The organism is Methylococcus sp. EFPC2 (assembly GCF_016925495.1).
Lineage (GTDB): Bacteria > Pseudomonadota > Gammaproteobacteria > Methylococcales > Methylococcaceae > EFPC2.
On record NZ_CP070491.1, the window covers coordinates 3,926,333 to 3,945,464 of the forward strand.

14 protein-coding genes are annotated in these 19,132 nt (G+C 61.0%); 11 read left to right on the top strand and 3 right to left on the bottom strand.

The window, feature by feature from the left end:
* The first annotated feature begins 101 nt into the window (after window positions 1-101).
* The 6 genes from JWZ97_RS16810 to recG all read left to right on the top strand — a co-directional run bounded on the left by JWZ97_RS16810 (window position 102) and on the right by recG (window position 7,003).
* The gene (locus tag JWZ97_RS16810; RefSeq protein WP_205431508.1) at window positions 102-656 is read left to right on the top strand and encodes a thioredoxin family protein; all 555 of its coding nucleotides are present in this window, start codon (window positions 102-104) and stop codon (window positions 654-656) included.
* Window positions 657-680: 24 nt separating this feature from the next.
* Entirely contained in the window at window positions 681-1,862 is a 1,182-nt protein-coding gene (locus tag JWZ97_RS16815) for a phosphoglycerate kinase (protein ID WP_205431510.1), read from the top strand.
* A gap of 97 nt (window positions 1,863-1,959) precedes the next feature.
* Window positions 1,960-2,241 (top strand): DNA-directed RNA polymerase subunit omega, encoded by a 282-nt coding sequence (gene rpoZ / locus JWZ97_RS16820; protein ID WP_205431512.1) that lies wholly within the window; start codon window positions 1,960-1,962, stop codon window positions 2,239-2,241.
* A gap of 145 nt (window positions 2,242-2,386) precedes the next feature.
* Window positions 2,387-4,549, top strand: coding sequence for a bifunctional (p)ppGpp synthetase/guanosine-3',5'-bis(diphosphate) 3'-pyrophosphohydrolase (locus JWZ97_RS16825; RefSeq protein ID WP_305799122.1), 2,163 nt, complete (start codon window positions 2,387-2,389; stop codon window positions 4,547-4,549).
* Complete coding sequence (locus JWZ97_RS16830) at window positions 4,524-4,910, top strand: RidA family protein (protein WP_205431513.1); 387 nt, start codon at window positions 4,524-4,526, stop codon at window positions 4,908-4,910. The genes JWZ97_RS16825 and JWZ97_RS16830 overlap by 26 nt, the downstream gene beginning before the upstream one ends.
* A 14-nt stretch (window positions 4,911-4,924) precedes the next feature.
* Window positions 4,925-7,003, top strand: a complete 2,079-nt coding sequence (gene recG / locus JWZ97_RS16835; RefSeq protein WP_240342384.1) for an ATP-dependent DNA helicase RecG — start codon at window positions 4,925-4,927, stop codon at window positions 7,001-7,003.
* 339 nt (window positions 7,004-7,342) lie between these two features.
* Here recG and JWZ97_RS16840 read toward each other — a convergent pair whose 3' ends face one another.
* Genes JWZ97_RS16840 through JWZ97_RS16850 form a run of 3 tightly spaced genes read right to left on the bottom strand, consistent with a single transcriptional unit; the run spans window position 7,343 to window position 13,087 of the window.
* Window positions 7,343-7,576, bottom strand: coding sequence for a hypothetical protein (locus JWZ97_RS16840; RefSeq protein ID WP_205431515.1), 234 nt, complete (start codon window positions 7,574-7,576; stop codon window positions 7,343-7,345).
* Window positions 7,577-7,598: 22 nt separating this feature from the next.
* Window positions 7,599-11,024, bottom strand: coding sequence for a FecR domain-containing protein (locus JWZ97_RS16845; RefSeq protein WP_205431517.1), 3,426 nt, complete (start codon window positions 11,022-11,024; stop codon window positions 7,599-7,601).
* Between the two features lie 32 nt (window positions 11,025-11,056).
* Window positions 11,057-13,087 carry a CHASE2 domain-containing protein gene (locus tag JWZ97_RS16850; RefSeq protein ID WP_205431519.1) on the bottom strand — a complete coding sequence of 677 codons (2,031 nt, stop codon included), beginning with the start codon at window positions 13,085-13,087 and terminating at the stop codon, window positions 11,057-11,059.
* A 338-nt stretch (window positions 13,088-13,425) separates the two neighbouring features.
* On the opposite strand from JWZ97_RS16850, the gene JWZ97_RS16855 reads away from it, so the two are divergent.
* From JWZ97_RS16855 to JWZ97_RS16875, 5 genes are all read left to right on the top strand, one after another.
* Window positions 13,426-14,235, top strand: coding sequence for a UDP-2,3-diacylglucosamine diphosphatase (locus JWZ97_RS16855; protein ID WP_205431520.1), 810 nt, complete (start codon window positions 13,426-13,428; stop codon window positions 14,233-14,235).
* Entirely contained in the window at window positions 14,192-15,244 is a 1,053-nt protein-coding gene (locus tag JWZ97_RS16860; RefSeq protein ID WP_205431522.1) for a glycosyltransferase family 1 protein, read from the top strand. Before JWZ97_RS16855 ends, JWZ97_RS16860 begins: the two co-directional genes overlap by 44 nt.
* Before the next feature lie 991 nt (window positions 15,245-16,235).
* Complete coding sequence (locus JWZ97_RS16865; protein ID WP_205431524.1) at window positions 16,236-16,865, top strand: VPLPA-CTERM sorting domain-containing protein; 630 nt, start codon at window positions 16,236-16,238, stop codon at window positions 16,863-16,865.
* A gap of 165 nt (window positions 16,866-17,030) precedes the next feature.
* Window positions 17,031-17,882, top strand: a complete 852-nt coding sequence (locus tag JWZ97_RS16870) for a hypothetical protein (protein ID WP_205431526.1) — start codon at window positions 17,031-17,033, stop codon at window positions 17,880-17,882.
* 319 nt (window positions 17,883-18,201) lie between these two features.
* Window positions 18,202-19,032, top strand: coding sequence for a hypothetical protein (locus JWZ97_RS16875; protein ID WP_205431528.1), 831 nt, complete (start codon window positions 18,202-18,204; stop codon window positions 19,030-19,032).
* The last annotated feature ends 100 nt before the right edge of the window (window positions 19,033-19,132 follow it).

The following is a 19,132-nucleotide window of genomic DNA, read 5'->3' on the forward strand; positions in this document are numbered from 1 at the left end:
ACGGTCTCGCGTGCCTGAGCCGATTTATAGTGGCTCCGCCGGCACCGGCTTCTCTGATATGATAACCGGCCTTTTTCGGCCCGAATCGGGAGTCAGCGAGCATGGTGCGTACCGAAACCCCAGTCTGCGATTTTGGCCGGCCGGCCGTCGATTTCGCCTTGCCTGGCGTCGACGGGCGCATCTGGACGCTTGAACAGAGCCGCGGCGAGCATGGCTTGCTGGTGATGTTCATCTGCAATCACTGCCCCTACGTCAAGGCGGTACGCGAACGCATCGTGCGCGATGCCCGAGAGCTGCTGACTTACGGCGTGAATTCCGTGGCGATCATGTCCAACGATCCTGCGGACCACCCGGAGGACGGCTTCGATCAGATGAAGGCTGTGGCGGAGCAGTTCGATTTTCCGTTCCCTTATCTGTACGACGAAAGCCAGGAAGTCGCGTTAGCCTACGGGGCGGTCTGCACGCCCGATTTCTTCGGCTACAACGGCAAGCTGGAATTACAGTATCGGGGACGGCTGGACGAGAGCCGCAAGGAAGCCGTGGCGAACGCCCGGCGCGATCTTTTCGAAGCCATGAAGCAGGTCGCCCAAACGGGTTCGGGTCCGCGCGAGCAGATACCCAGCATGGGCTGCTCGATCAAATGGCGTCACGAATAATCCATCCAACAAAAGGAGCATGCCATGACATTCAAACGCTTGACCGATCTCGATCTCGCGGGCAAACGCGTATTCATCCGCGCCGACCTGAACGTGCCGGTGAAGGACGGCAAGGTGACTTCCGATGCCCGCATCACCGCGTCCATGGCCAGCATCGAGCATGCGCTGAAGGCCGGCGCGCGCGTCATGGTGACCTCGCATCTCGGTCGGCCGGAAGAAGGCGTGTGGAGCGAGGAAAGTTCGCTCAAACCGGTGGCCGACAACATCGCTGCGCGCCTGGGCAAGCCCGTGCGCCTGATCAAGGATTGGGTGGACGGCGGCTTCGAAGTGGCCGAGGGGGAGCTGGTGGTGCTGGAAAACGTCCGCATCAACAAGGGCGAGAAGAAGAACGTCGATGAGACGGCGAAAAAATACGCCGCCCTGTGCGATATCTTCGTCATGGATGCCTTCGGCACCGCGCATAGAGCCGAGGCTTCCACCCACGGCATCGCCAAATACGCCCCCGTAGCCGCCGCCGGCATCCTGGTCGCACAGGAACTGGAGGCGCTGGGCAAGGCGCTGGCCAATCCGGCCCGTCCGCTGGTCGCCATCGTCGGCGGCAGCAAGGTTTCGACCAAGCTCACGGTGTTGGAATCTTTGGCCGAAAAAGTGGACCAACTGGTAGTCGGTGGCGGTATCGCCAACACCTTCCTCAAGGCGGCCGGCAAGCCGGTCGGTAATTCGCTCCATGAAGAAGACCTGGTGCCGACGGCCCAGGCCTTAACCCAAAAGCTGGCCGCCCGTGGCGCCAGCATCCCCATCGCGACGGACGTCGTGGTGGGCAAGCGGTTTGCCGAAGACGAGCCGGCCGTGTTGAAGAGCGCCGATGATGTGGCCGAAGATGATCTGATCTTCGACATCGGTCCCCAATCGGCGCAGGAGCTGGCCGACATCATCCTGAAGGCGGGCACCGTGGTGTGGAACGGCCCGGTCGGCGTGTTCGAGTTCGACCAGTTCGGCGAGGGCACCAAGACCATCGCCAAGGCGATCGCGGAAACCCAGGCCTTCACCCTGGCCGGCGGCGGCGACACCATCGCGGCGATCCAGAAATACGGCATCTACGACAAGGTGTCATACATCTCGACGGCCGGCGGCGCCTTTTTGGAATATCTGGAAGGCAAGGTGTTGCCGGCCGTGGCGATACTGGAGGAGCGGGCGCGAGGCTAAGACCGCGTTTGGACTGTACAGCCGCGGCGCGTTGGGATACAAAGAAACCCCGCGCCGGCGGATGCGTTTTTATTTACACATATAGAGGTTATGCCGAATGGCGAGAGTGACTATCGAAGATTGCCTGGACAAGGTCGACAACCGCTTCCAGCTGGTATTGCTGGCATCGAAGCGGGCGCGCCATCTGAGCCGCCGCCCGGACGATGCCCATCTGGAATGGGGAAATGACAAGTCGACCGTGCTGGCTTTGCGGGAAATCGCGGAGGGCAAGATCACCCGCGAGTATCTGAAGGAAGCTCCCTCGCACGACCGTTATCCGATCGAGCGGCCGGCCTTCCGGCTGCACACGCCCGATCTGGAAGACGAGGATCTGGAATAAACCCCGATGGGGATCTTTCGTGACCGGAGACCGCCTCGCCGCCGAGTTGCTCGATCATAGTGCCGCCCCGGCTGTAGACGCCGGGCGGTTGCCCGTGCACGACCTGCCTCTTTCCGATCCCACCGAGTCGCCGCAGGAGAAACTTCTGCGGCGTCTTTGCGTCATACTGGCGGCGTATCTCGATCCGTCGCAGATCGAAGAAGTCCGCCGCGCCTACCGTGTCGGTGCCGAAGCGCACGAAGGCCAGTTCCGGGTCAGCGGCGAACCCTACATCTGCCATCCCTTGTCCGTGGCCATCATCCTGGCGGGCATGCGCATGGACATGCGCGGCGTCATGGCGGCCATCCTGCATGACGTCATCGAAGACACGGCCGTCAGCAAGGCCCAATTGGCGGAGTCCTTCGGCCAGGAAGTCGCCGATCTGGTCGACGGCGTCAGCAAGCTGTCGCAACTGGATTCCAAATCGCGCGCCGAGGCCCAGGCGCAGAATGTGCGCAAGATGGTCATGGCCATGGTCAAGGACTTGCGCGTCATCATGGTCAAACTGGCCGACCGCCTGCACAACATGCGGACATTGGGCGCCATGGCGGCGGAGCGCCGCCGCCGCATCGCCCGTGAAACCCTGGACATCTACGCCCCCATCGCCAACCGGCTGGGCATGAACGAACTGCGGCTGGAACTGGAGGATCTGGGCTTCTCAGCCCTCTATCCGAACCGCTACCGCGTGCTCGAGCAGGCCGTGCGCAAGGCGCGCGGCAACCGAAAGGAAGTGGTCGCCAATATCGAGGCCAGCATCGTCAAGCGCGTGGCCGAGGGCGGGCTGGATCGCTGCGAGGTCATCGGACGGGAAAAACACCTTTACAGCATCTACCAGAAGATGCGCGGCAAGCGGCTCTCCTTCAGCCAGGTCTACGACGTTTACGCCTTTCGCATCGTCACGACCGGCGTCGACGAGTGTTATCGCTCGTTGGGCATCGCCCACAATCTCTACAAACCGGTTCCGGGGCGCTTCAAGGATTACATCGCGGTGCCCAAGGCCAACGGCTATCAGTCCCTGCACACCGTGCTGGTCGGTCCTTATGGCCTGCCGGTGGAAATCCAGATCCGCACCCGCGCCATGCACCAGATGGCGGAATGCGGCATTGCGGCCCACTGGCTTTACAAGTCGGAGAGCGATCAGGCCATCAATTCCCAGGCCCGCGCCCACGAATGGCTCCGCGATCTGCTGGAAATCCAGAAGGATGCCGGCGATTCGATGGAGTTCCTGGAAAATCTCAAGGTCGATCTGTTCCAGCACGAGGTCTACGTCCTCACGCCCAAGGGCAAAATCGTCAAGCTGCCGCGCGGTGCGACCATCGTCGATTTCGCCTACGCGGTGCATACCGATGTCGGCAACGCCTGTGTTTCGGCCCGCGTCGACCGGGTGCTGGCTCCGTTGCACAGCGTCCTGCAAAACGGCCAGACGGTGGAGATCGTCACCGCCGCCTGGGCCAGGCCCAACCCCTTGTGGCTCAACTACGTGGTGACGGCCAAGGCGCGCTCGGCGATCCGCGGCTATCTGCGCAATTTCAAGAAGCAGGAAGCGATCGCCCTGGGGCGCCGGCTGCTGGACAAGGAGTTGGCGGCGCAAGGTCTGCATCTGGACGAGCTGGCCCCGGCGTGCGTGGAGGGGTTGATCAAGACGGTGGAGGCATCCTCCCTGGACGGCCTGCTCGAAGACATCGGCCTCGGCAATCGCTTACCCTTTCTGGTGGCGCGTCTGCTGGGGCAGCAAGAGATTGAACTGCCGGCTACCGCGTGCGACAAGCCGGTTCCGGCGCCGACCTCGCTGGTCATCAAGGGCACCGAAGGCATGGTGGTCAATCTGGCCCGCTGCTGCCGGCCGATACCCGGCGACCCCATTGTGGGCTTCTTCAATCCCGGCAAGGGCATCGTGGTGCATCTGAGCGACTGCAACAACGTTGCGGACCTGCGCAAGCGCCAGGTGAACTGGCTGGACGTGGAATGGGACAAGCAAGCCAGCGGCGATTTTCCGGTCGAGGTCAGGCTGGAATTGCTCAACCGGGTCGGCACCCTGGCCAAGGTGGCGTCGGTGATTTCCACCATGCGCGCCAACATCGAGAACGTGCAGATCACCAACCAGGACAGTGAGTTGTCCACCGACATCATCACCCTGCGCGTCAAGGACCGGGTGCATCTGGCCAACGTCATGCGGGAACTGAGAAAATTGTCGGTGGTGGTAAAAATTTCCCGCAATAAATCCGAGCTAAGACGCAAGAAAAATGACAAGACACATCATACAGACTGACCGGGCGCCGCAGGCGATAGGCACTTATTCGCAAGCCGTACGGGTGGGCGACACCGTTTACCTTTCGGGGCAGATCCCTCTCGATCCGGCCACCATGACGCTGGTCGAAGGCGACATCGACGCGCAGATCCGCCGCGTGTTCGACAACCTGCGGGCGGTGGCCGAAGCGGCCGGCGGTTCGCTCGACGATATCGTCAAACTCAACATCTTCCTTACGGACCTGGCCCATTTCCCCCGGGTCAACGAGATCATGGCCGGCTATTTCGCCCAGCCCTATCCGGCGCGCGCGGCCATCGGCGTGGCGTCCCTGCCGCGTGGCGCGGGCGTGGAAATGGATGGCGTTCTGGTTCTGGCGGACTAAAACCTCATCGTTCCGTGGCCGCGCCCAAGGCTTTGGACGGCCTGCCGGTCACGGCCCTCAAGGGCGTGGGGGAGCGGGTGCGGCAGCTATTGGACAAGCTGCATCTGCACTCCGTCCAGGATCTATTGTTCCACCTGCCGCTGCGTTACGAAGACCGCAGCTACCTCACGCCGATAGGCGGATTGCAGACCGGCGTGCATGCTCAGGTCGAAGGCCGCGTCGAGTTGAGCGAGGTGACGGCCAAGGGGCGCCGCGCCTTGGTCTGCCGCGTCGCCGACGGCAGCGGTCTGCTCAACCTGCGCTTTTTCCATTTCACCGCCGCCCAGATGGGCAAGTTGTCGCGCGGCGCGCGTGTGCGCTGTTACGGTGAGCCGCGCGAGGGTTATTACGGCCTGGAGATGGTGCACCCCGATTGGCAAGTCCTGGCCGAAGGCGAGGATCATCCGCTCGGCCATACGCTGACGCCCATCTATCCGCTTACCGAGGGCTTGCACCAGAAGAGTCTGCGCCGACTGATCGAGCAGGCGCTCGATCTCGCGCTGAACTCCAGCGGGCTGGTCGACTTGCTTCCGCCGGAATTGCTGGCCCAGCAGGGGCTGCCGTCATTACCGGAAGCCTTGCGCCAGTTGCACCGCCCACCGGCGCGGGCCACTCTGGCTAGCTTGAAAACCGCGCAGCAGCGTCTGGCTTTCGAGGAACTGCTGGCGCATCACCTCAGCCTCAGCCGCTTGCGGTCCCGTGCACGCTTGCGCCGGGCGCCCGCCCTGGATTTGCCGGCACGCGAGGCGCAACGGTTTCGCGCGAGCCTACCGTTTCCGTTGACCGCGGCGCAAACGCGGGTCATTGCCGAGATCCTGGCCGATCTCGCCACCGAACATCCCATGATGCGGCTGGTGCAGGGCGATGTGGGCTCCGGCAAGACCGTGGTCGCCGCGCATGCCGCCCTGGCCGCCCTGGCCTCCGGCTGTCAGGTCGCCGTCATGGCGCCGACCGAACTCCTGGCCGAACAGCATCACCGCAGTTTTTCGCAGTGGCTCAATCCGCTGGGCGTCGAGGTTGCCTTTCTGGCGGGCAAGCACAAGGGTGCGGTGCGGCGCGGCGTGCTGGAAGAGATCGCGCATGGCAGTGCCGGCGTGATCGTCGGTACCCACGCCTTGTTTCAGGAAACAGTGGAGTTTCGCCGGCTGGGACTGATCGTGATCGACGAGCAGCATCGCTTCGGAGTGCATCAACGCTTGGCCTTGCGCGAGAAGGGCGCGCGCGATGGTCGTTATCCCCACCAGCTCATCATGACCGCCACCCCCATCCCGCGCACCCTGGCCATGCTGGGTTATGCCGACCTGGACGTTTCCGTCATCGACGAACTGCCGCCCGGCCGCACCCCGGTCAAGACCACGGTGCTGCCCGCCACGCGCAGACCGGACATCATCGCGCGCATCGCCGATTGGGTGCGCAGCGGCCGGCAGGTCTACTGGGTGTGCACGCTGATCGAGGAATCCGAGCTGCTGCAGTGCGAAGCCGCGGAAAAGGCCGCCGTGGCTCTGGCCGAGGCTTTGCCGAACGTACGCTGCGCTTTGATACACGGGCGTATGAAGCCCGCGGAAAAAGACGCGGTGATGAGTGCATTCAAGGCGGGCGAATCCGATCTGCTGGTGGCGACCACGGTGATCGAAGTCGGCGTCGATGTGCCCAACGCCGGCCTGATGGTGATCGAAAATCCCGAACGCCTGGGTCTGGCCCAGTTGCATCAGTTGCGCGGCCGCGTGGGGCGCGGGCCGGGCGACAGTCATTGCGTGCTGATGTATCAGCCGCCGCTATCGGCCTCGGCCCAGTCGCGCCTGGCCACCTTGCGGGAAACCGGCGACGGTTTCGTGATCGCCGAACGCGATCTCGAACTGCGCGGTCCCGGCGAATTGATGGGCGTGCGGCAGACCGGCCAGGTGCAGTTTCGTGTTGCCGACCTGCTGCGCGACGGCGCGATGCTGGAGCGGGTCAAATCCTCGGCGGAAACCCTGCTCGATGAAAATCCGGAGCGCGTCCAATTGCTGTTGCGCCGCTGGCTGGCGCAGGGGGAGCAGTACGTGGAGGTATGAAGCGGGGAAGCGCCCTTCAACAAGGGCTGTCGCGTTCCGGGGCGGCCTCTTAAACGGCGATATCATGGGCGGGGAGGTTGGCTATGCCGGACGCTAAGCACACCGTCCGGCATGGGAAATCCTAACAAGAGGTTGACGGGCAACTGGGGCTGCAATAGTAGGAGCATTGGCCGTTCACCTTGACGCCGTGAGAGCATTGGCCTACGGGGCAGGAAAGGGCGGTCGCCGGTTGCAGCGGCCCAGCCTGCCCGCCGCTTGTTTCGGTTGGCTTGAAACTCTATCGATTTTCGGGGTTGGATCGGGCTGTAGGCTGCTCTCAATTCTTCAACTACGGGGATGTTAATTGCAGGGAGTCGCCGGGCAGGTGCCGCAGTAGTAGGTACACTGGTTGTTCACCTTGACGCCGTGCAAGCACTGGTTCGACGGGCAGGAGAGCGCCGAGGCCGCTTTGGGGGCCTGCACCGTGGGGGCGGGCGCTTCGGGGGTGGCAGCGCAGCCGCCCAGGGCCAACAAGGTGCCGAACAGCAGGCCGCCGAACAGGGTGGCGCGTGGGGACTTGGTTCTTGGGGTCATGCTCTCTCTCCAGAGGTTGTGGTTAAAACGCGAGGGTGAAGCGGGCCGTGAAGGTTCTTTCCGGATAGAAAAGAGGCCTTTCTTCGTGGCCCGTGCGGTAGGCTGGGCCGAAATAAGAGAATTTCTGGCCGAGCAGGTTGTTCACGTCGAACCGGAGCATACCGTGGCGTCCGGGCAGGCGGTAGCCCAGCCCCGCATCCAGCAGCACGAATTCGTCGTGAAGTTCGGGTTTGCCGTCTACCGCCGGGACGAGGAAGGTCCCGTTCACCCGGGCGGTCTGGTTGACGTAAGTCGTGGTCAGATGGGCCAGCCAGCCGGCGGGGTGGAAATAGTTGACTGTCAGGGGCGCGGAGTGGGTGCGAGTGTCGGGTTCGTTAGGAAAGCTCATGTTGTGCCGGTCGAAGACCTCGAGCCGGTAGGCCAGGTTCAGGGCCAGTTCCGCCGAGGGCGCCCAGCTCGCATAGGCTCGGTAGAGGGTTTCCCGGTCCGGCACGTAGCGGTAGCCGGGGTCGTCGGGATTGTTCAGCAGCGCCGCTCTGTCCCTGCGGGACACTTCCACGCCGCCGAACAGGCCGGCGCCGAATTTCTGGTCCAGTCCCACCCCGTAACGCCAGGCCTTGGTGCCGCTCAGGTCGTCGAACAACTGGTTGAACCCGGCGATCTGGGTGGGTTCTATGGTCTGGTCGGTTAGCAGGGAACGCTTGAGGGTGCGGAAGGCCGCGGCCCTCAGGGTGGTCGAGGGGGTGATGTCCCAGCTCACGCCGACTTTCGGGTTGAGCAGATTGAACCGCTGGGCGAACTGCTTGTCGTCGTAGGTGTTGAGGCTGCCGCCCAGGGTCCAGGTTACTTGCTGCGGCGCATGAATATGGGAATAAACGTAAGCGGTTCCCTGGCTGACCGTCGCCGCCGGGCGGGAAAGATCGATGGGAAAACCGAAGAAGTCCAGCGGCGTGGCATCGCTATGCGTCCGGTTTTCGTGATAGCCGCCGCCGACATTCAAATCGAGATAATGGCTACTGAAGAGATACTGGCCTTCGACCATGTAGCCGCGGTTCGGCGAATTGAACTGAACTGTCGGAGCCGTGGGGGGCGGTAAGTAAGAGGATGCCTCCAAGGCTTCGTTCTCCGAACGATAGATGCCGGAAGCGATGAATTGCGACTGCGGCGTAAGCGTGTAACGCGCTCCGACACGGTAAGTATCGCTTTCCAGCTTGCGGCTATACAAAGGATCGAGCCTGTTGTTGGCCGAGTCGAACAAGTCGAACTTGTAAAGCAGGTCGCCGTGGCTGATGCCACGGTGGCGGTATTCGGCCTGGACGTTCAAATCAGGCGTCAGGTTCCCCTGAAAGAAGGCATTGTAGATGTCCTGGCTGACCCGGTTGTTTGGGCGGAAGCCGTCGGTCTCGTGGTGGAACTGGCCCAGGCTGTAGGAGAAGTTGTTCCACAACCCGGAATGCACCACTTCGTCGCCGTAAGTGTCGTTGCTGCCCACCACGCCGGACGTTTGCAGATTGAAGCCGTTGCGCAGAAACATCGGATTGAATTCGTTGAAGCTGCTCTGCGAAGGACCGGAACCCGGAGCAATCGCCAGATTGCGTTCCGCCAGATGGGGTTGTAAGGGCGTCACGTTGAGAGGCTGCAGCAACTGGGACTGCAGCAGTTCGCTGACCCGGGCCAGTTCGTGGTTGGGCAGGTTGGCGTAATTGTCCGCCAGCAGGCGGTGTGCGGAATAGTCGCCGGGATCGGCGTTCACCGATTTCCAGCCTTCCACCAGGGCGCGCTGGCCGAAGCCCAGGTCGTTGTAGATGCGGCCTTGTGCCGCGCTGCGGGCGGCGAGATCGCTGTCCAGCAGTTGTTTGGAACGATAGACGGCGCGATTGCCGTTGAGTCGGGTCGCCTGCTGCATGTCCTGCAAGGCTTCCACCGGCCGGTTCACGGTCTGCTTGCGGATGGCGTCGTAGAACCAGGGGGTCGGATCGAGCGGATCCAGTTGTTTGGCGATTTCGAGTTCCGTCGCGGCGACCTTGGCGTTTTTCTGTTCGAAATAGGCCTTGCCCAGATAGCTGCGGCTGAGCGCGTCGTTCGGATCGAGGCTGGCGGCGATTTCCAACTCCGCCGTACCGTCATCGAGTCGGCCCCGGCGTATTTTCGCCAACCCCAGCCCGAAATGAGCGAGTGGATCGGCCGAGTCCAGGCGCGCGGCTTCCTGGAGGGTGGCTTCGGCCTGAGCGATGTCGCCTTCGTTCAATTGCGCCAATCCGCGCAGCACCCAGGCGCGGGCCAGGTGCGGGTTGAAGCTCACCGCCCGTTCGGTCAACTGCCTAGCCTCGGAGGCCCGGCCCAAGGCGGCCGTCAATTCGGCCTGCCGGGCCAACGCACGGGCGTTTTCGGGCGTCAGTTCGCTGGCCTTGTGGGCGCTATCCAGCGCTTGTTCGAGGCGGAATTCGGACTGTTCCACGTAGGACAAGGCGGTCCAGGCGGCCGGTGAGCGTGGGAGGCGGACCGTGGCCTGCTCGGCCAGGGTGCGCGCATGGGTTTTGTCGTTGCGGGCCAGCGCGATGACCGATTGCAGAGGCAGCGCCGCGTCGCGGTGCGGACTCCCCATGGGCAAGGTATCGAGCAGCGCGCTCGCCTCGTCGGCCCGGCCGACTTCCAGCAACAGGGCGGATCTGGCGATTGTCGATGCGTCGGATGCACCCAGTGCGGCCAGCGCGGCGGCGGTGTCTCCGTCCTCGTAAAAATGGGCGGCGGCGGGTGAGAGACGGCGCAGTTCGGCCGTATCCAATACGGGCGGGTAATACAAGGCCCAGTGTACGGCGTCGCGTGGGGTCAGCAGTATCTTGCGCTGCGGTGCCGCACCGATGCGGCCGATGGCGCTCTGCCCGGCTGTCAATAGCACGCTGCCCCGCGGGTTGGAGGCCTCGATGCGGCCTTCGAGCACGCTGACTTGGCCCTGCTGGTCATCGCTTTCCACCAGGAATTCGGTTCCCTTGATCGCGGCGTTGATGAAAGGCGTGCGGATATCCAGGCTGCTGGGGGTACGGCTGCGCAGATAGATGGCGCCTTTCACCAGATCGAGCCAGGACGGTTCGTGCGGCTTGAGGCCGGAAAATACGATGGTGGTCCGCTGTTCCAGCGAGAGGTAGGTCTTGTTGGCGAGCTCCAGGGTGGCGCGGCTGTGTTCGCCGGTGCGGATGCGGTCGCCGGCGCAAAAAGATCGCTCCGGCGCGGATTTGGTCCAGCGGTCGGTACCCACGGCTTGTTCCTCTGCCTCGCCCTGAAAGGCCACCAAGCGGGCGACCGGGTGTTCGCAAGGCGCCGATAGCGCAAAGGCGGGAACCAGCAGGGAAACGAGTGATAAATATGGGCTTATCAAGCGGCGCGGTTTGGTGGCAGGACTTTGTTGCTGTTTCCAGCGCATCGGATGCTCCCGGGCGAGAGTGGCCATTTTAGGGTCGCGGGTATTGCGGAGACAATCGCTCAAATCGACTTGTGCTGCAGTATCAACGGCTTGTCGATGCGGACGATGGATTCGGCTTGGGGATTGAGAACGCGCGCACGGGCCGCATCGCGAAAAAATCGCACCGGCCCGTCCGCGGGGAAGCGGTCCGCGAGCGCGTCGAAGGCGGTCCAGGCTTCCTCCCAGAGTTCGTCCTGGAATAGCGTCAAGGCCTGGGCAAATTCCGGGCCGTTGTCCAGGGTGCCCAGTTCCACGGCAGACGGCAGCACCTCGCGAACCGCCACCGGTTGCGTCTTGCCGGCCAGAAGAAATCGTCCCAGGGATCGGGACGGATGGTCCCCACAGGCATACAACAACCAGTCGGAGGCCAGCACGCGAGTACCGAGCACTTTGTTCAAGGCCTCCAGGCGGGCGGCCGTATTGACCGTATCGCCCACGGCCCGGTATTCCCCGTGTTCGTGTGCGCCGACAAACCCGACCCGCATCGGTCCGCAGTTCAATCCTATGCGCAGCGGAAGATGAATGCCGTGCTCCCGTTCGAAATCTTCGATGACGTTCTGCATCGCCAGGGCCGCGCTGAGAGCGCTGCGGTGCAATTCGACATCGTCTTCCGCGCCGATCCAGAGCGCCATCATGGCATCGCCCTGCACGTCGGAAACGCGGCCGCCGTGGGCTGTGACCAGCGGAAACAAGCGGGCGTAATAGGCGTTCATCAGCTGGCCCAGCGCCATGGGTTCGGTCCTCTCCGCCAGCGCGGTATATTGGCCGGCGTCGCTGGCCAGACAGATTCCGTAACAAAGCCGTCCGTCCCAGTCCTGCCGGCCTTCCGGATGGATCAGGCGGCTCGCCACTTCCACGGGAATGAATCGGCGTATGGCGGCATGGATTTGACGATGCTCGCGGGTTCGGCGCCGGTAATTGCCGATCAGGCCGCCGAGCAGCGTCAGCGGCGTAAGCCAGAGTAGCGGCAATATCAGCGGAAGGATCAGCCCTTCAAGTCCGAAAAGCACGCCCGCGAGGCCGGTGTACGCCGCGACGGACAGGGTGACGACCAGAACGCAGCGCGACATGCGCGCGCGCCGCGCCAAAACTCCCAGCGCAACGCCCAGGACGAACAGAAAAGCGGCCTGACCGCCGGTGCCCAGCAAGGGGCGCGGGGCGCGATTCTCCAGCAGGTTCGCGATCGCCGTTGCGGTCAGTTCCAATGAACTGACCCATGAAAAGGGCGAAAACTGCAGGCTGGTTTCGGGCTGAAAATCCTCCGCATAACCCACCACCACCACCTTGCCGCGCAAATCGGGCAATTCGCCGGCTTCGGCTCTCAGCAGGCGCGAATAGGACAGCCGCCGGATGGAGCCGGCGGGGCCGTAGTGATCGAAAAAGCGAGGTCCCCGGTTGGAAAGGACGTCACTCCAACCCTCTTGGGCCGCACTCCGCGCCGAGCCCGTTTCGGCGTGCCGCAGGTAATGCTGCACGGCCAACAGGGGCAACGTGGGCTGATCTTCGCGCTCCCCGTGCCAGGGCAGGAAGCGGATCGTTTCGGGGCCCTGAGCCAGCAGGAAGGGCCCCGTACCCAGAGCGGCTGCGCCCAGTGTCGGGGCCGGGGACTCCTGAATTTCCGCATAAGCGTCCCCCTGCACATGCTTGAGCTTGAGCAAGGTGGCCAGCACGGAGATACCGGTCTCGTTCATCGCCCGGGCCAGCACGGCGTCCTGGGCATCGCGCGGCTCACCGAAGACGATATCGAACACGGCGATTTCCGCACCCGCCGCTTTTAGCCGCCGCAACGCTTCCGCATGGAGCTCGCGGGGCCACTGGCCGGGATCGTCGGGTGCCTGCAAGTCCAAAGCGGATGCCCGGTCGATCGCCAGGGTCGCAACCTGTTCCGGGGGCGTTCTCGCACCTCGCAAAGCGAATAGCAGATCCAGTCCCAGCGACTCTTCCAGCAGGATGGCGTGAGGGGTCAGCCCCAGCAACGCCGTCGTCAGGCCCAAGGCAAGGCCCCACAAATTGCGCCTGAGCGAACTCGAAAGCCATGACCATGCTTTCATGAGGCGGGGCTCAGGGTTGGGAACGATGCCATATTTCAAAGAGACACTGATGGACAGGCCAATGGAGTGGGGGGCGCGCGTAGTAGATGGATGAAGCGAAAAGTCGTTTTAAAATCAGCTTACTACGTGCGGCTTTATGGTAGCCGGTTCTGCGCGGCCCGTCTCGTCCCTCCATAAGCCGCGCCAAATTTCCCAGGATCCCGAGCGCGCAAGCGCTCCAAGCGGCGGGCGCTATAGGGAAGGGGTCGTGTCATGCAATCGTTACCCCCGCGTTACCCGACTGTAACAAAGCCTGCTTACGCTAACCCGCGGTATTAGCTTGTGCCCGGGGTAGCCCCATGACACTCCATCACCGGACCCTCTGGATCTCCGACGTGCATCTCGGCACGCGCGGCTGTAAGGATGAATATCTGCTCGACTTCCTGCGCCACAACGACTGCGAGCGGCTCTACCTGGTCGGCGACATCGTCGATTTCTGGAAGCTGAAGAACGGGTTTTACTGGCCCGCCCGGCACAACGAGATCGTACGTGCGGTCCTCGAAAAGGCTGCGCGCGGCACCGAGGTCATCTACATCCCCGGCAATCACGACGAGATCTTCCGCGGTTATATCGGCACCACCTTCAACGGCGTCGAAATCCGCGAGCGTGCAATCCATCGAACCGCCGACGGGCGCCACCTCCTCGTATTGCACGGCGACGAATTCGACGGGGTGGTGTGCTCTAGCCGCTGGCTGGCGGTCCTGGGCAGCGAGGCATATGACCTGCTGCTGGTGGTCAATCGCTGGTTCAACCATGGCCGCCGTCTGCTCGGATTCCCCTATTGGTCCATGTCGGCCTACATCAAACACAAGGTCAAAAACGCCGTCAGCTTCATCTTCGATTTCGAAAAGGCGCTCATGCACGCCGCCGAGGAAGAGAAACTGGACGGGGTGGTCTGCGGCCACATCCATCACGCCGCCATGCATACCCTGGACAACGGCATCACTTACTGCAACACCGGCGATTGGGTGGAAAGCTGCACGGCGCTCGCCGAGAGCTCCGCCGGCGAGCTGACTGTCATCCGTTGGGTGGAAGAAAGCGCTCGATTACTGGAGGAACACACGCTTGAAAATTGCCCTGATAACGGACGCCTGGCGCCCACAAGTTAACGGTGTCGTCACCACGCTGACGCGGAACTGCGAGCAGCTAAAAGCGCGCGGACATATCGTCGAGCTGTTCACGCCAGACCGCTTCCGCAACTGGCCATGCCCCGGTTACCAGGAGATTCGCCTCGCGTTGGGCTGCGGGCGCAAGCTGCACCGTATGCTCGACGAATTCCAGCCGGATGCCGTCCACATCGCCACCGAGGGGCCTTTGGGGCTTGCGGCGCGCGGCTATTGCCGCTCGCGCGGCTTTCCCTTTACGACGTCGTTCCATACGCGCTTCGCCGAATACGTCAACGTGCGTAGCGGCATACCGGTGGGCTGGATTTACCGGCTTTTGCGTTGGTTCCACAACGGTGCCGAGCGCACGATGACCGCGACCCCGGCCTTGATCGAAGAGCTGAAAGGGCGGGGCTTCAAGAACCCGGTCCTGTGGTCGCGGGGGGTCGATACGGCCTTGTTCAAGCCGCTGGCCAAACCGGACAGGCAGGAGCCGGTTTTTCTTTACGCCGGTCGCGTCGCCATTGAAAAAAATATCGACGCTTTCCTGTCCCTGGATCTACCGGGCCGCAAGGTCGTGGTCGGCGATGGCCCGCAGCGGGCGGAACTGGAATCCAAATACCCGGCCGTTCGTTTCGTCGGTTACCGATTCGGCCAGGAGTTGGCGGAAGAAATCGCGGCGGCCGATGTTTTCGTTTTCCCCAGCAAGACCGACACTTTCGGCCTGGTGATGCTGGAGGCCCTGGCTTGCGGCGTCCCGGTGGCCGCGCTGCCGGTGCAGGGGCCGGTCGATGTGATACTCAGCGACAAGGTGGGTCGCCTTCACGACGACCTGTGCAAAGCCGCCCTGGCCGCGCTGGATCTGAGGCCGGAAGATTGCCGCGCCTACGCCATGAACTATTCCTGGGAAAACTGCGCTGGCCAGTTCGAAAGCCATCTGGCGCCTATCTCCCGAACCGTCATTCGACCCACCGCCTGGTGGCAGCGTCATTCGGGCGGCCGGTCTTCGACCTGAGGCCGCCGTGCTTTTCGCTTTCGAGACGGTGGCATGTGCCTTGACCGCTATCCGCGTTCGTCCTGAGGGGCGGGCTTGTCCTGCGTGGCGGGGGGCTAACACATCGCGAATATCATCACCGCGCCTCTCCGTTGCGAACCGGCATGCGCCGCCGAGCAACATCCCGTCGATATCCGTAAATGCCGGTTACGTCGCGGCTACGGCGGCTCCGGTTCGTTTCTGATTTACGCCGCGCGAATATACGGCCGCAATGGCCGCCGTGGACGAATCGGCCAGCACTCCCCCGTCTAATTGATCCGCTTCGCCCTCTCCCAAGCCGCCTCCGGCGCGACAGAGCCTAAGTTGGCGGCCGGCTGAGGCGATCTCCAAGCCGGCGGGTCGAATTACGATGTAGCAACGAACCTTCTGCTTTGACCTCCCCCTCACAAAAGGCCCCAGGCGTCATGGCCAGGTGTTTCCGCCCGGATGCTGTCGTCGTCACTCCAAAATCTAGCCAAACGCGGCAGGCAACGGCTGGGCGCTTTGCACCAATCTGCTATGGCCGTTGCCCGGTCTCTTGAAGGTGCGCCAGCACCACGCACCGATATGACAACCGTGGGTAAGGAATAAGCCTCGCGGCTGTCGCATATCTGTTACAACCCGAAAATCGTCCACAACTAATTGTTATATCGGGTTTTTCTTGCCCAGCAAGATATACCTGTCTCACTTCTGGAACACCTTGTTTTGCGGCGCTGCAAGGTACGCTAATTTTTTCCCTTTCATATCATGACCATAGGTGTATGGCATACGCATTGCGTCGGTATCGGCGAACAGAAAACGCTTCCGTAGTAATTCAGGGCGATGTCTCTCCGAGACATTCAATCGAATGCCCAATGAAGAAAACGTACTTGTGGTGGCATATCCAAAGCGTTTTATGGCGGCGCGGGTATTCCAGAAAAGCCTGCCGCCGGCCCCGGTATTTAGAGATATGACTAATTAGGAGCATGTCGAGATGAATAACATATATAAGAAGTTTTCATGGCTATTGGCGTTGGCGGTTTTTTATTCCGTATCGTCAGATGCCAATACATTATATGACAGCCTAGGCAGCGCAGAGGATGAAGCTTTGGCCGTCGGCGTGTTGGGCGGCGACGGCAAGAGCGAATGGGTGGCACACGGCTTCAATACCGGCAACCATGGATGGGATTTGGGGGATATAACACTCAATCTGAATCTTCCTAATGGCGGGGCCATTGCAACCCTGGCCATATATAACGGAAATCCGGGACAGCTCGGATCAACATTGGTCGGAACGCTGTCTCCCCTCGCGGCCCTCCAAAACGGACACAACACATTTGCGCCGGCCGCCGATATATTCCTTGCCCCCGCCACGACTTACTGGGCCAAGTTGTCGCCCTCAGCCGGATACCTGGAATGGTTCGGAAGAACAAGTGGCGTTCTCGAAGGTGAAATTGCCGTTCATTTGACCAATTTCGACGTCACTAGCAGTCCTTCGCCATTAATGTTGCGCATAGAAGGAACGCCAACGCTAGAAGCGCCGGTTCCCATACCTGCGGCAGTGTGGCTGCTTGGATCGGGGCTAGCGGCATTGTTTGTCGCTAGGGGCAGGGCAAAAGCTTAGTTACCAATAAAGGCTATCGAGTTATTGGCTTCCAGGAATTTAGGTATTGTTCTGTGCCACCCGGAATGCCGAAGAACGAATTGAGCGGAACGCTCAATACTCAGTGCAATTCTATATAAAGGGCATTGAGTGATTCATAAAACCCAAATGTTAAGGAGTATTACTATGAGCGCTAAATTAACGGTGACCAGCGTAACAACGACGCTACTGGCCGGGTTCGCGACTGCCGCGGTGAGTGCCGTGCCTCCCGATGCGCCGGGATTGTATGCGGGAGGCCCCACCTCGCCCCAGGTAGCCGTAACCGACCTAACGGCGTCGGAACGGTCGGCATATAGTCTGCTGGAGGCCGTTCAGCAGATAGCAGAAGCCCGGATTCATGCTCTGGGTTGCGATGACAGCGCGGGCTCTTTTCCGCTAACCATTTTCGCCAATGGTCAAAAGGGCAGCCCGGCTTCCAATACGGTTACGGTGGAGTCTCCCGGAGGGATAGGTTCCTTCACCGTACAAGCGAATCCGGGTGGTTATGTGAACTTCCGGGGCGAAAAGATCGCTGTCAATCAGGTCGGCGCGGGTACCCTGAAAGGGAAAGCCGTGGCCAGTTATCATGCCGATCTCGCTTATAACAGTATCAATACCATTTTGGATGGCACGGCCAGCCTGCAGCAGCAAAGCATCAATGGTATTTTGGATGCCTATTCAGGCAAGGTAATCAAGGACTTCTACCGAGACGCTTCTTGGCCGAGTGACTACCACATCTACGATTGGGGCTTGCAGTCTCTCTCGAAATTGGGATATCCGGTCAACAAGTACTGGCAGCGGTCTATTAGCCAACGCTGGAATGGCGTGGACGGCTTCACGATCTTCGTCAAAGACCGGCTAGTTGGTGCGACCTCATGCCGCATCCAGGTAAGAACCACGGGCTTCAACGAACCGGACTATTTCTCGCAATCCGGCTACCTGGTGGTTCAAAGAGTCGCTCCTGCGGCGCCTGTAGATTGGAATCCGTTGGACGATTGAGGCAACCGAAAATACCGCATAGTTACGTCTAATGCGAGTAAATGAGCGCGCCTGGTTTATCGCTAGGCGCGCATTTTTACCGCATGGACAGGGTTACCATGATAATACACTATCAAGTAGTCGTGGGGAGTGGCCGGCTATAACTCATGGATGTTTGCTTATTAAGGAGGCTATAAGCTTCAGCCGCGGCTCGGGGGCTGTTTATTATTCGCCAATTAATGGCGGGCCAATAAGGGTATCGGGTAGGTCGACTTGGTAACTTTGAAATAACCCGAGCAACAGGTGGAGCTTGTAGATCATAAACTAGGCATGAGATGGGATGAATATGAATGCCAAATTTGTCGCTACATACGTGCTTAGCGGTTTACTCGGCTCAGCTTTAGCAGCCGAGCCCCCGGGCCCGCCGGATATTTATTCTGCTGGTCCCGCTGCTCCGTTCGTAGTTACCAATCTCTATACAGCCGAACGCGCAGCCTACGCATTGCTTGAAGCTGCTATGCAGATAGCGGCGGCTCGCATCATGGAAACGAGCTGTTCGCTTTCTGTGGGTGTCTATGACGTATTTGTTTTTAGCGACGGTTCCGTCCACAAACCGGATTATAGCTTTGTGGTCGTGGACTCTCCCGCCTCGACATTTACCCTCATGGCCGATCTCGATCCACCAAACACGTTTAGGGGGCAGCGAATTGCGGTAAATCAAAGCGGATCAGGATCGTTCAAGAAGGTAGTGTTTTCAAGTTACACGGCCAAGGTATCGTTCAACTCACAAGGAACGATCATGGCCATGGATACTTCCGTGAGCGTAATAAACGCAAGCGGCCTGCCCAATGCTTATTCGGGAAAGCTTATTGAGGACTATTACCAGGCCGTGGACGAAATAAGCGGGTTGCCCTATGTCATCGACTGGGGCTTGCAGTCTTTCTCGAAGATAGGTTATCCGGTACAAAAATATTGGCAAAGATCAAAAAGCGTGCGCGATAACTCGGTTCAGGGGCGAACCGTATTTGTCAAAGATCGTCTTGTTGGGCCAACGTCGTGTCGTATCGTTATCGATACTCATGATTATAATAATCCTGACTACTTTTACCAGAGCGGAACGCTGACGATATCAACAGATACGCCATACCCTGGGTATCAATTCGATTTCTGAACTTTAAAAAAAATACCGTAATTGATCTTAAATCTGCCCCCAAGGTTGGGGCGTGCATATTAGCATATTGGTGTGGAGAAGTTCCGTTTAAGCCGGTCCT